This is a genomic window from Pseudomonas sp. Pseusp9 (assembly GCF_059491265.1).
In genome coordinates this window covers 3,655,332-3,667,911 of record NZ_CP168500.1, presented here as the reverse complement: position 1 = coordinate 3,667,911, position 12,580 = coordinate 3,655,332, and the positions used below count along the sequence as shown (strand labels likewise).

Sequence of the window (12,580 nt, the reverse complement as noted above, 5' to 3'; positions counted from 1 at the left end):
GCACAAAACAACTGTGCAGACATGAAAAACCCCTGAAGTCAGGGGTTCTTTTTAATGCGGGTTGGCCACCGTCAGCATCTGACCGGGCTTCAGCGCCTGGCCGACACGCGGGTTCCAGCGCTTGAGGTGCTGCATCTCTACGTTGAAGCGCTTGGCCACGATGTACAGCGAGTCGCCTTGCTGGACCTTGTACGTGGTCTGCTGTTTTTTGGTATTCGCCGCAATCACGGTGTTGACCCGCCCGGAACTGCGTTTGCCGTTGTCCTGCATGACCAGTGTCTGGCCGGGCTTGAGGTTCTTGCCGGTCATTCTGTTCCAGCGTTGCAGGTCCTTCACGTCAACGTTGTTGGCCTTGGCGATGGAGCCGAGGCTGTCACCCCGTTTGACCCGGTAGGAACGCCTGGCGCTGGCGACCTGGGTGTCGTCGGCGCCTTCGAAGACCGGCTTGAGCGATTTCTTGCTGATCAACTCTTCAGGACGCATGGTCTGCAGGCTGCTGGTCAGCAGTTGCGCCTTGGAGGTCGGCACCAGCAGGTGCTGCGGGCCGTCGATGGTGGTGCGCTGCTTGAAGGCCGGGTTGAGCTGGAACAGTTCGTCTTCGTCGATGTTGGCGACTTCAGCGACCTTGGACAGGTCCATGCGCTGATTGATTTCGACGACCTGGAAGTAGGGTTCGTTGGCGATCGGGTTGAGGTTCACGCCGTAGGCTTCCGGTGCCATCACCACTTGCGACAGCGCCAGCAGTTTCGGTACGTAGGCCTGGGTCTCGGCCGGCAGCGGCAGGTTCCAGTAGTCGGTCGGCAGGCCGAGGCGTTCGTTGCGCTCGATGGCCCGGCTGACGGTGCCTTCGCCGGCGTTGTAGGCCGCCAGGGCCAGCAACCAGTCGCCGTTGAACATGTCGTGCAGGCGGGTCAGGTAATCCATCGCGGCGGTGGTCGATGCGGTGATGTCGCGACGGCCATCATAGAATCGGGTTTGACGCAGGTTGAAGTAGCGCCCGGTGGAGGGGATGAATTGCCAGAGACCCACCGCGTCGGCCCGGGAATAGGCCATCGGGTTGTAGGCGCTTTCAATCACTGGCAGCAGTGCCAGTTCCAGCGGCATGTTGCGCTCTTCAAGGCGTTCGACGATGTAGTGAATGTAGAGGCTGCCACGTTCGCCGGCGTTTTCCAGGAAGGATGGATTGCTGGCGAACCACAGGCGCTGCTGCTCGATGCGCGGGTTGACGCCCAGCCCGTCCTGCAGCTGGAAGCCCTGCCGCATGCGCTCCCAGACGTCCTGTGGAATTTGCGGGCTGGGTTTTTCGCTGAGCCAGATCGGCTTCTGCTTGGCGCGCGCGGCGATGTTCGGCGTGTGCGCCGCATCGGTCTGCGGCGCATGGCTGGAACAGCCCGCCAGGGTGGCGGACACAGCCACCGCTATGGCTTGAGCCAAGCGGGTCAATGCGTCGGAACTGATGGCTTTGCGAATAGGTGACGACATTGGCTGGAAGTAAGTTCCGGGCAAAAATGTCGGGCGATTCTAGAAAGCACACCCTGTGCGGTCAACCTTTCAGAATTGTTGCAACCTTTTGAGATCCCTTTAGAACCTGTCTTTCCAGGCTCGAATTGCAGCAAAAACCATATCGGGCGCCGAGTTATTGGTGCCGGTCCGTTCGTCCGCTTTTTCTTTAACGGATGTTTCACCGGCACGCAAAAACGGGTTTGTGAGCTTTTCCAGTGCCAATGTCGACGGCAGTGTCATGATCCCGGATTCCCGTTGCCGGGTGACTTTGGCCAGGCGCTCGGCGGTGTGCCGATTGTTCGGTTCCACGGCCGCGGCAAACTTCAGGTTGCTGAGGGTGTATTCGTGGGTGCAGTAGACCAGCGTGTCTTCGGGTAGCGCCGCGAGGCGGCTCAGCGAGTGGTGCATTTGCTCGGGCGTGCCTTCGAACAGCCGTCCGCAACCGGCGGCAAACAGGGTGTCGCCGCAAAACAAATGACCACGGTGATAATAGGCGATGTGTCCGAGGGTATGGCCCGGTACCTTGATGACTTCGAAGTCCCAGCCGAGCACGCTGACCTTGTCATTGTCATTGAGCGCGACATCCCGCGCCGGGATCTTTTCGCTGGCCGGGCCATAGACTTTCGCGTTTGTCGCTTTCTTCAGCAATTCAACGCCGCCGACGTGGTCATGATGGTGGTGAGTGATCAAAATATCACTCAGCACCCAACCCGGATTGGCCGCGAGCCAGGCTTGTACCGGGGCGGCATCACCCGGGTCGACCACCGCGCAGCGTTTGCTTCCGTGGTCTTGTAACAACCAGATGTAGTTGTCGGTGAAGGCGGGCAGGGCAGTGATCTGTATCATCGTCGGATTCGCCAAGCGGAAAACATTGGCGCATCTTAGAACTTCCTGGCGCGTTGGAGAATGCAATGACTGATAAAGCGTTCGCACAGGCTGATCCTGACTGGCTGGCGTTGATCAGCGCAGCCCGCGAGTGGCTGGCGGGTCCGATCGGGCAATTTCTGCTGGACGAAGAGCGGCGCATGCTCGAAGACGAGCTCGGGCGGTTCTTTGGTGGCTATCTGGTGCATTACGGCCCTTCGGCCCAGCCCCCGCCGTCAGCGCCGCAAGTGCAGCGTAATGTGCGCCTTGGCGCGCCGTTGCCGGGGGTGGAGATCGTTTGCGAGGAACAGGCCTGGCCGCTGAGCGAGCACGCTGCCGATGTGGTGGTGCTGCAGCATGGCCTGGATTTCTGCCTGTCGCCCCATGGTTTGCTTCGCGAGGCGGCAAGCAGCGTACGCCCCGGCGGGCATTTGCTGATCATTGGCATCAATCCCTGGAGCAGTTGGGGCCTGCGACATGTGTTTGCCCAGGATGCCCTGCGCAAGGCGCGCTGCATTTCACCGTCACGGGTTGCGGACTGGCTGAACCTGCTGGGTTTCGCGCTGGAGAAACGCCGCTTCGGGTGCTATCGTCCGCCGCTTGCGTCACCGGCATGGCAGACCCGCCTGGCCGGTTGGGAGCGCAAGGCCGGTGACTGGCAACTGTCGGGCGGCGGCTTCTATTTATTGGTGGCGCGCAAGATCGTGGTGGGCCTGCGACCGGTTCGTCAGGAGCGACGCGAGCCAATGGGCAAGCTGATTCCTTTGCCAATGGCCAAGGTCAACCGTCGCAATATCGAACCGTAATACACACTTTTTTATTTGCGGCCGGGTCTGTCCCGGCTTCGGGCGTCGTCGATCAACGATCGGCGGGCCAGCGCATTTTCTGGATAGATTGGCATGAGCGATAGCGTAGAACTGTTCACCGACGGCGCCTGCAAAGGCAACCCTGGCCCTGGCGGCTGGGGCGCACTGCTGGTGTGCAAGGGCGTCGAAAAGGAACTCTGGGGCGGCGAAGCCAATACTACCAATAACCGCATGGAACTGATGGGCGCGATCCGTGGCCTGGAAGAACTCAAGCGTCCCTGTGACGTGCTGCTGGTGACCGACTCCCAGTACGTGATGAAGGGCATCAACGAGTGGATGGACAACTGGAAGAAGCGCGGCTGGAAAACCGCGGCGAAGGAGCCGGTGAAAAATGCCGACCTGTGGAAGTTGCTCGACGAGCAGGTCAATCGCCACAAGGTCACCTGGAAATGGGTGCGTGGACACATTGGCCATCACGGTAACGAACGGGCCGACCAGTTGGCCAACCGCGGCGTCGATGAAGTTCGCGGGTACAAGCAGGGCTGATTTGACTACAACCACAGCACCGGGTCGTGGCCTTCGCGAGCAGGCTCGCTCCCACAGGTGATCTTCATGTGTCGAAGATTCCTTGTGGGAGCGAGCCTGCTCGCGAAAGGCGCGACACGGTCTATCTGATACACCCCGGCGAGCGTGTTAACATCGCCGCTTTTGCACGATTGACCGATTGAGAGCTGAGCACTGATGGCCACCAGATCCGTTGTACTCGACACCGAAACCACCGGCATGCCGGTGACCGACGGCCACCGGATTATCGAAATCGGTTGTGTCGAGTTGATCGGCCGGCGCCTGACGGGCCGGCACTTTCACGTGTACCTGCAACCCGATCGGGAAAGTGACGAAGGCGCTATCGGCGTCCACGGCATCACCAACGAGTTCCTCGTGGGCAAGCCGCGTTTTGCCGAAGTGGCCGAAGAGTTCTTCGAGTTCATCAAGGGCGCGCAGCTGATCATCCATAACGCGGCGTTCGACGTTGGCTTCATCAACAACGAATTCGCCCTGATGGGGCGCCAGGACCGCGCGGACATCACGCAGCACTGCTCGATCCTCGACACCCTGATCATGGCCCGGGAGCGTCACCCCGGGCAGCGCAACAGCCTCGACGCCCTGTGCAAGCGCTATGGCGTCGACAACTCCGGCCGTGAACTGCACGGCGCCTTGCTCGACTCCGAGATTCTCGCCGACGTCTACCTGACCATGACCGGGGGGCAGACCAGTCTCTCCCTGGCCGGTAACGCCTCCGATGGCAATGGATCCGGTGAAGGGGCGGACAATTCTGCCACCGAGATCCGCCGTTTGCCGGCGGACCGCCAGCCGACGCGTATCATCCGCGCCAGCGAAGACGACCTGGCCCGCCACGCCGCGCGCCTGGAGATCATCAGCAAATCCGCAGGTGCTCCGGCCTTGTGGGTGCAACTGGCCGAGGCTGAAGCCCAGGCTTGACCCTTTCAAAAAGCGGGCACTCTGTGACCCATTTCAGTGCGTTCCGCTCGCTACATCCGCTGCAACACTCTAACCTGAGGTGATTGGCAGGCTCTGGTCTGCCGCCTCGGGACACTGAGCCTCATGTATAAAGATCTGAAATTCCCGGTCCTGATTGTCCATCGCGACATCAAGGCCGACAGTGTCGCCGGTGACCGCGTACGGGGAATTGCCCGGGAGCTGGAGCAGGAAGGGTTCAGCGTCGTTTCGGCGGTGGACTACACCGAAGGGCGACTGGTGGCGTCGACTTACCATGGCCTGTCCTGCATGTTGATTGCGTCTGAGGACGCCAGCACCCATTCGCACTTATTGCAAAACATGGCCGAACTGATCGGTCTGGCGCGAGTGCGTGCGCCGGATCTGCCGATTTTCGCCCTGGGCGAAAAAGTGACCCTGGAAAACGCGCCCGCCGACGCCATGGCCGAGCTCAATCAGTTGCGCGGCATTCTTTACCTGTTTGAAGACACGGTGCCCTTTCTCGCCCGACAAGTGGCCCGCGCCGCGCGTAAATACCTTGATGGCCTGTTGCCGCCGTTTTTCAAGGCCCTGGTGCAACACACGGCGGACTCCAACTATTCCTGGCACACCCCCGGTCACGGCGGTGGCGTGGCGTATCACAAAAGCCCGGTCGGGCAGGCGTTTCACCAGTTTTTCGGGGAAAATACCCTGCGTTCGGATCTTTCGGTGTCGGTGCCGGAACTCGGCTCCTTACTCGATCACACCGGTCCCCTGGCGGAAGCGGAGGCTCGGGCAGCACGCAATTTCGGCGCCGATCACACCTTTTTCGTGATCAATGGCACGTCCACGGCCAACAAGATCGTCTGGCACTCGGTGGTCGCTCGCGATGACCTGGTGCTGGTGGATCGCAATTGCCACAAGTCGGTGCTGCACTCGATCATCATGACCGGCGCAATCCCCCTGTACTTGTGTCCAGAGCGTAATGAGCTGGGGATCATCGGCCCGATTCCCCTGAGTGAGTTCAGCCGCGAATCGATCCAGGCCAAGATCGACGCCAGCCCGCTGACCAAGGGGCGTTCACCGAAGGTCAAGCTCGCCGTGGTGACCAATTCGACCTATGACGGCCTGTGTTACAACGCCGAACTGATCAGGCAGCAACTGGGCAATAGCGTTGAGGTGTTGCACTTCGACGAGGCCTGGTACGCCTATGCCGCATTTCATGAGTTTTTTGCCGGGCGTTACGGCATGGGCACGTCCCGTGATGAAGACAGCCCGTTGGTGTTTACCACCCATTCCACCCACAAGTTGCTGGCGGCATTCAGTCAGGCATCGATGATTCACGTACGCGATGGCGGCGCGCGGCAACTGGACCGGGACCGCTTCAATGAAGCGTTCATGATGCATATCTCCACCTCGCCGCAGTACGGCATCATCGCCTCGCTGGATGTGGCCTCGGCGATGATGGAAGGGCCGGCCGGGCGTTCGCTGTTGCAGGAAATGTTCGACGAGGCCCTGAGTTTCCGTCGGGCGCTGGCTAACTTGCGACAGCACATTGCCGCGGACGACTGGTGGTTTTCGATCTGGCAACCGCCGTCGGCGCAAGGCATCGAGCGGGTCGTCACCGAGGACTGGCTGCTGCAGCCCGATGCCGACTGGCATGGCTTTGGCGGCGTGACCGAGGATTATGTGTTGCTCGACCCGATCAAGGTCACGCTGGTGATGCCGGGGCTGACGGCCGGCGGCGCCCTCAGCGAGCGCGGGATTCCGGCGGCGGTGGTCAGCAAGTTCCTGTGGGAGCGTGGCCTGGTGGTCGAGAAAACCGGGCTGTATTCGTTCCTGGTGTTGTTCTCCATGGGCATCACCAAAGGCAAGTGGAGCACGCTGCTCACCGAATTGCTGGAGTTCAAGCGCAGCTATGACGCTAACGTCAGCCTGACCAGTTGCCTGCCTTGCGTGGCTCAAGAGAATGTGGCTCGGTATCAGGGCATGGGTCTGCGTGACCTATGCGATCAATTGCATGCCTGTTATCGCAGTAACGCCACCGCCAGGCACCTCAAGCGCATGTACACGGTACTGCCGGAAGTCGCAATGAAACCGGCGGACGCCTATGATCAATTGGTGCGGGGTGAAGTCGAGGCCGTTTCGATCGATGCGCTGGACGGGCGAATCGCCGCTGTGATGCTGGTGCCGTACCCCCCTGGCATTCCGCTGATCATGCCTGGCGAGCGCTTTACCGAGTCGACTCGCTCAATCATCGATTATCTTGCGTTTGCTCGCACGTTCGATAGCAGTTTCCCGGGGTTCGTTGCTGATGTGCACGGATTGCAACATGAAGACCAGGGCAGTGGGCGGTGCTACACCGTCGATTGCATCAAGGAGTGAGGACCTTTCCCAGTATGCAGCCGGTCATGAATCCGATTTACCCAGGCTTGTCGGTACGGGTTGCCGATGACGGTTTTGCCGCCTATATCTGGGGCAGTGATTTCAGTTTTGAAGTCGCGGCCTATGGTGCGGCCGAAATAGGTGCACCAGTGGCACAGTGGCCAGTCACCCCGATCACGCCTTATCGCAAGTGCTACGGTATCGACCCCGAGGAATTCAGCAGCTTTCGCGGTGCCGCCGACAGCGCGATTTTCATGGCCTATCTGGATGACCAGCCCGTGGGGCATCTGGTGGTCAGCACCAACTGGAATGGTTTTGCCCATATCGACGAACTGGCGGTGCATGCGCCGGCCCGACGGCATGGAGTGGCCAAGGCTTTGCTGGATGTGGCGCAATTCTGGAGCCGCAAGAAAAAACTTCCGGGCATCATGCTCGAAACCCAGAACAACAACCTGGGGGCCTGCCGACTCTATGAGCGCTGCGGTTACGTGATTGGCGGGATCGACCACTTGCGCTATCGCGGCATTGACCCGAACACCGCCGAAGTGGCGTTGTTCTGGTATCGATTGTTCGAAAACCCCTTGGAAAGCCCGTTCAGTTCGTCAGCATCGCCGCGGCTTGTTCCGTGACGATGGCCAACAGGGTCTGAGCCGCCGCAGACGGCTCGGCGTTTTTCAGGGACAGGGCGTAGAGACTGATCGGGACGGCGGGCGCCAGCGGGCAGGTGTCCAGTCCCGAGGCTTTGGCGCCGAGGGCGGTGAAGGGGTCGACGATGGCCAGGCCTTCGCCGGCCTCGACCATGCTGCGCATCATCTGATGTGTCTGCACCCGGGTCTGAATCACCGGAGCAGGGCGCAAGCCGTGCAGTTTGTTTTCCAGTGCCGGGCTCAGCGGGTCGTGCCCCTCCAGGCCGATCATTGATTGCCCGGCCAGATCCTGCAGGGAAATGTATTTCTGTTTCGGTTGCAGCCAGCCATGGGGTGCGAGCAACTGAAGTTTGCCCTGGGCAATCACCTGGCAATCGAGGTCGGCGTGATCGGGGTCGTGCAGGCTCAGCCCCAACTCGCTTTCACGCAGCAGCAGGCTTCTGACGATGTCGCGGGTCGGTTGGCTCAGCAGTGTGCAAGGCGCGTCGGGCAGGCGTCGGCGTAGGGCCGCGATGCTGTGTGGCAGCAATTGGTTGGCCAGAGGCGGGGTGCAGATGATGCGCAGCGGTGGCGCCAGGTATTGCCTGAGGCTGTTGGCCAGGCGCTGTACGGGTTCGAGCGCGTCGTAGACCCGGGCAATTTCCACCTGCAGTTCCCGTGCTTCACGGGTGGCCTGCAATCGTCCGCGCACGCTGGCGAACAGCATGAAACCCAACTGATCTTCGGCGTCGCGCAGCAAGCGCTCGACTTCGGTCACCGGCAACTGCAGCCATTCGGCGGCGGTGCCCAGGTGACCGGTCTGCAACAGCGCCTGGATCACTTCGATATGGCGTAAGCGCATGCGTGAAGTCCATGTTCAGCAGGTGGAGGAGTCAGTCGCTGAATCCTACCCCAAGTCCGCGCATATGACTTCTGCTCATAACGATGAGTTATGAAACGCTGGCGGTTTGCGGTTCACGGGTGATGGTAACGCCGGTTTGCACTAGCAGAAATTCATTGTCGTCGACCTTGTTGACACGGTCGCCAATGGCCAGTTTGTAGGTGGTGACAGGCCCTGAACCGTCTGCCGCCGGGGTGGATTCCTGGAACTCGTGTACCGAATAAATACGGCCTTGCGCGTCTCTTGCGTGGAACTGACCGACGAGTACTGCTGCCATCTGCTTAGAACCTCTGGAGATAAATCACTCAATTTGCGGCTCTGTAGACCGTGCTTTGGTGGGGTAAGTTTTCCTACAGGAAAAAAATAGTCAGGGACGGCGTTTTCAGTCGCCCGCTGCTGCAATCGTCATCTATAACTACAAGCTCTTCATATCGGACAGTCGAGAAATTCCCATGAGCAACGTCTATACGATCGCCGTCCTGGTCGGCAGCTTGAGAAAGGAATCGATCAACCGCAAGGTCGCACGGGCCCTGGCAGAACTGGCGCCGGCCAATCTCAAGCTCAACATCGTCGAGATTGGCGATTTGCCGCTCTATAACGAAGACATCGATGGCGCTTCACCGCCGGCAGCCTACAGTACTTTCCGGCAACAGGTGAGCTCTTCCGACGCGGTGCTGTTCGTGACCCCGGAATACAACCGGTCGGTGCCGGCGCCGCTGAAAAACGCGATTGACGTGGGTTCGCGTCCGTATGGCAAAAGTGCCTGGAGCGGGAAACCGGGTGCCGTTATCAGCGTTTCGCCAGGGGCCGTCGGCGGGTTTGGCGCCAACCACAACCTGCGTCAATCCATGGTGTTTCTCAATGTGCCAATGATGCAGCAACCTGAGGCCTATCTGGGGAACGCCGGTTCGGCGTTCGACGAGGCGGGCAAGTTGTCCGAGTCGGTCAAGCCGTTCCTGCAAAGTTTCATCAATGCCTACGGGCAGTGGGTCGAGCAGCACAAGAAAGTGTGATGTTCATTGGCCGGCGGTTCGGGCTACGAAGCGCTGGCCAATCGGCTGCAAATCATCGATTCCATTTCCGACAGCCAGGCGGCGGTTTGCTCCACCGTCGGTTGTACCGTGACGCAATAACGGCGCCCGCCCCAAGCCATGATGACCCAGGCGTCAATCACCGGTGCCGATGGCTGCATCGGCAAATCACTGCAAGCCGCAAAGGCTTCCCGCCATTTTTGCGACAGTTCCTCGTAAACCCGTCGATGATGCTTGGGTTCGGCGATCTGATGCTCGATGAGCGAGACGGCATGGTTGAACAGGGGTTGCCGGGCGTCGTCGGGATTGCAGGTCAGGCGTACCAGGCGCTTGATTCGGGTCGGCCAGTCCAGTTCGGTTGCCTGGATGACGTCCTGATCCATTTGAGCCAGCAAGGCATCCAGGCGATGACGGATGTAACCCGACAGCAAGGCTTCCTTGCTCGGGAAATAGTCATACAGCGTGCCAATCGCCACGCCGGCTTCCAAGGCCACTTCCCGGGTGGTCAGCCCTGACCAGCCGTCACGCTGCCAAATCCGAACAAAAGCCTCGTAAATCGCTTCGACGGTGAAAATCGCCCGAGCCTGACTCGGCCGTTTCAGTGGCTTGGCGCGGGAATTGAGGGTAGGCAAGCGGCCCTTGGTGTTTCCGAACCCACTCTTCATCGGCTGTCATTACTCTTGTGTGACCCGCCACTGTGTCGCAGCAGGAGACCGAACATGCAGGATTTCACCACGGTAACACGCCTGATTACCCGTAAAAATGCCCTGGACCAGAGCCGGATAGAGCAGGAGCAACGCAGCCTGACCCCAGCTGCCGGCGAGGTGATCTTGAAGATTGATCGTTGTGCCTTGACCACCAACAACATTACGTACGCGGCGTATGGCGATTCAATGAACTACTGGGGATTCTTTCCTGCAGGCCTGGAAGGTTGGGGCCACGTCCCGGCCTGGGGGTTTGCCGATGTCATTGCATCAACGGTGGCAGGCATCGAGGTGGGCGAGCGTTTCTACGGTTACTTTCCGCTGGCCAGTCACTTGTGGATGCGCCCTGAACGGGTCACCGAACGTGGCTTTTACGATGGGGCCGAGCACCGGTCGGGATTAACCTCGGCGTACAACCAATACACGCGCTGCAGTTGGGATGCGTACTACAGCCCTGCAACCGAAAACCTGCAAATTCTGCTCAATCCGTTGTTTCTGACCTCGTCGATGCTGGCGGACTTCTTGCGGGACAACCAATTTTTCGGCGCGACCCGCCTGGTGTTCTCCAGCGCTTCCAGCAAAACCGCCTATGGCACGGCCGTGTGTCTGGAGCAGCATTCGCAACTGGAGCGTGTGGCGTTGACATCCACCGGCAACAAAGCGTTTGTCGAAGAACTCGGCTGTTACGAGCAGGTGGTGCCTTATACCGGGTTGGCAAGCATCGCCGCTGACCGTCCCACGCTGTACGTGGATTTTTCCGGCGACTTGGGACTACGCGATCAGGTTCACCGGCATTTTGCCGGGCAACTGGTCTACAGCTGCTTCGCCGGCTCTGCGCAAAGTACCGATGAGGCTCGGCTGACAGCTATCGAGGGACCGCAGCCGGTGTTCTTTTTTGCGCCGATCCAGATTCGCAAGCGCAATGCCGAATGGGGGCCGGAAGGGGTCAGTCAGCATATCGGCGAAGGGCTGGTGCGGTTTTTCCGGCAGCTGGCGGTGGGCGAAAAGCCTTTGCTGGAAGTCGTTGAAAGTCGGGGGTTCGAGGCGGCGCAATGCGTCATCTCCCGGTTGTTCCATGGCCAGGTTCCACCCGTCGAGGGGCATGTGATTCGCTTGTGAAGTGATGCTTGTACGGGGGTGGGCCAATCGCGAGCAGGCTCGCTCCCACAGGGATCTCCAGTGGATACAAGATGTTTGTACAAGGAAGATCCAGGGTGGGAGCGAGCCTGCTCGCGAAGGGGCTGGCTCAGGCAATGCAAGGCTCAACCCTGTCCCGGTACATTCGGCCAAAGATCCGCCACCAGAAACAGACGTTCTGCTTCTTCCCAGTCGCCGCTGGCATTTTCCGTCAAGCGCACCAGCAATTGTGCCGGCGCCAGCGGGTCGAGCTCATCAAGCCACGCCTGCATTTGTTCAGGGTTCCAGGTGTGTTCCGCCGCATAGTGCGCCGGCGCCAGCCAGGCATGGCGGGGCAGGGGTTGCCAACGCCCCGGCGGGCTCTGGGCCAACAACGCCGGCCAATCCTTTTGATGCAGCCAACGCCCGCGTAAATGCTGCGGATGTGCGCCTGACGGCGGGGCGGCCTGTCCGGGCCACGGGTACAGCAGATAACCTCCCAGCCACAAATGGGCGCTGAACGCCTGGATGTCCAGCCCCGCCAGCACTTCACGGCTCTCGGGGCGTGCGGAAATCGGCAGTTGATGCTGACTCAGGTGCGCCAGTTTGCGGTCGAGCCGGTCATGGCATCCCGGACCCAGCCACTGGGCGGTGTCGTGTCCGTCGCCGGATTGCGGCCCGAGGTAGAGCTTGATCGCCAGTTCCAGGTGATGTACACCGTCGCGGTCGCGCAGCAGCATGTCCAATTCACCCAGGGTGTGCCCCTCGCGCCGGATCGGCATGTTGGCGGCAATCAGTTCGATGCCCGGCGCATGCTGTACGGCGAATTGCCAGAGGCGTTCGTAGTACAGACCCAGGCGCCGGGTCCGGGCCTGGGCCAGCCAGTGCAGCAAGCCATAACTGTCGCGGTCCAGCTGACGCAGCCAATGTTCGAGCTTTTGCGGTGCCTGCACCCAGTCGCTGCCGGCCAGCGGGTGGCGCTGCGGCCACGGAGTATCGCCCAGCATGGGCGGCGCGAGGATGACCCACGCCAGGTCACGCACTTCGGGATGGCGTAACTGATGGGGCAGGTGAAGCAAATCCGGAAATAGCATCATCTTGCGAGCATAGCGCGAAACCCGGGCACACCCTTGAAGCTGAAAGGATTTTG

General features: G+C 60.4%; 13 protein-coding genes. 7 read left to right on the top strand and 6 right to left on the bottom strand.

The genetic code is table 11. From position 1 onward, the window contains the following. Window positions 1–51: 51 nt before the first annotated feature. Both ACEN8E_RS16360 and gloB read right to left on the bottom strand, forming a co-directional pair. Window positions 52–1,482, bottom strand: coding sequence for a transglycosylase SLT domain-containing protein (locus tag ACEN8E_RS16360; protein WP_495588987.1), 1,431 nt, complete (start codon window positions 1,480–1,482; stop codon window positions 52–54). A gap of 99 nt (window positions 1,483–1,581) precedes the next feature. Next, window positions 1,582–2,349, bottom strand: a complete 768-nt coding sequence (gene gloB, locus ACEN8E_RS16355; RefSeq protein ID WP_495588986.1) for a hydroxyacylglutathione hydrolase — start codon at window positions 2,347–2,349, stop codon at window positions 1,582–1,584. A 65-nt stretch (window positions 2,350–2,414) separates the two neighbouring features. Between gloB and ACEN8E_RS16350 the strand changes: the two genes are divergently transcribed. The 5 genes from ACEN8E_RS16350 to ACEN8E_RS16330 all read left to right on the top strand — a co-directional run bounded on the left by ACEN8E_RS16350 (window position 2,415) and on the right by ACEN8E_RS16330 (window position 7,681). Next, the gene (locus ACEN8E_RS16350) at window positions 2,415–3,173 is read left to right on the top strand and encodes a methyltransferase domain-containing protein (RefSeq protein ID WP_111288632.1); all 759 of its coding nucleotides are present in this window, start codon (window positions 2,415–2,417) and stop codon (window positions 3,171–3,173) included. A 93-nt stretch (window positions 3,174–3,266) separates the two neighbouring features. Beyond that, window positions 3,267–3,719, top strand: coding sequence for a ribonuclease HI (gene rnhA / locus ACEN8E_RS16345; protein ID WP_108215886.1), 453 nt, complete (start codon window positions 3,267–3,269; stop codon window positions 3,717–3,719). 195 nt (window positions 3,720–3,914) lie between these two features. Continuing rightward, the gene (gene dnaQ, locus ACEN8E_RS16340) at window positions 3,915–4,673 is read left to right on the top strand and encodes a DNA polymerase III subunit epsilon (RefSeq protein ID WP_429368462.1); all 759 of its coding nucleotides are present in this window, start codon (window positions 3,915–3,917) and stop codon (window positions 4,671–4,673) included. A 123-nt stretch (window positions 4,674–4,796) separates the two neighbouring features. Continuing rightward, a complete protein-coding gene (locus ACEN8E_RS16335; RefSeq protein ID WP_495588985.1) occupies window positions 4,797–7,052 on the top strand; it encodes an Orn/Lys/Arg family decarboxylase in 2,256 nt (751 codons plus the stop codon). A 14-nt stretch (window positions 7,053–7,066) separates the two neighbouring features. Then, window positions 7,067–7,681, top strand: a complete 615-nt coding sequence (locus ACEN8E_RS16330; RefSeq protein WP_495588984.1) for a GNAT family N-acetyltransferase — start codon at window positions 7,067–7,069, stop codon at window positions 7,679–7,681. Here ACEN8E_RS16330 and ACEN8E_RS16325 read toward each other — a convergent pair. Both ACEN8E_RS16325 and ACEN8E_RS16320 read right to left on the bottom strand, forming a co-directional pair. Beyond that, window positions 7,647–8,540 carry a LysR substrate-binding domain-containing protein gene (locus ACEN8E_RS16325; protein ID WP_495588983.1) on the bottom strand — a complete coding sequence of 298 codons (894 nt, stop codon included), beginning with the start codon at window positions 8,538–8,540 and terminating at the stop codon, window positions 7,647–7,649. The genes ACEN8E_RS16330 and ACEN8E_RS16325 overlap by 35 nt on opposite strands. An 88-nt stretch (window positions 8,541–8,628) precedes the next feature. Continuing rightward, window positions 8,629–8,856, bottom strand: coding sequence for a hypothetical protein (locus ACEN8E_RS16320; protein WP_495588982.1), 228 nt, complete (start codon window positions 8,854–8,856; stop codon window positions 8,629–8,631). Window positions 8,857–9,031: 175 nt separating this feature from the next. On the opposite strand from ACEN8E_RS16320, the gene ACEN8E_RS16315 reads away from it, so the two are divergent. Beyond that, on the top strand, window positions 9,032–9,592 hold the full coding sequence (locus tag ACEN8E_RS16315; RefSeq protein ID WP_495588981.1) for an NADPH-dependent FMN reductase: 561 nt from the start codon (window positions 9,032–9,034) through the stop codon (window positions 9,590–9,592). 23 nt (window positions 9,593–9,615) lie between these two features. On the opposite strand, the gene ACEN8E_RS16310 is transcribed toward ACEN8E_RS16315, so the two are convergent. Next, a complete protein-coding gene (locus ACEN8E_RS16310) occupies window positions 9,616–10,275 on the bottom strand; it encodes a TetR/AcrR family transcriptional regulator (protein WP_495588980.1) in 660 nt (219 codons plus the stop codon). Window positions 10,276–10,329: 54 nt separating this feature from the next. Between ACEN8E_RS16310 and ACEN8E_RS16305 the strand changes: the two genes are divergently transcribed. After that, on the top strand, window positions 10,330–11,433 hold the full coding sequence (locus ACEN8E_RS16305; protein WP_495588979.1) for a DUF2855 family protein: 1,104 nt from the start codon (window positions 10,330–10,332) through the stop codon (window positions 11,431–11,433). Window positions 11,434–11,576: 143 nt separating this feature from the next. On the opposite strand, the gene ACEN8E_RS16300 is transcribed toward ACEN8E_RS16305, so the two are convergent. Further along, entirely contained in the window at window positions 11,577–12,527 is a 951-nt protein-coding gene (locus tag ACEN8E_RS16300; RefSeq protein WP_495588978.1) for a DUF1853 family protein, read from the bottom strand. Window positions 12,528–12,580 lie beyond the last annotated feature (53 nt).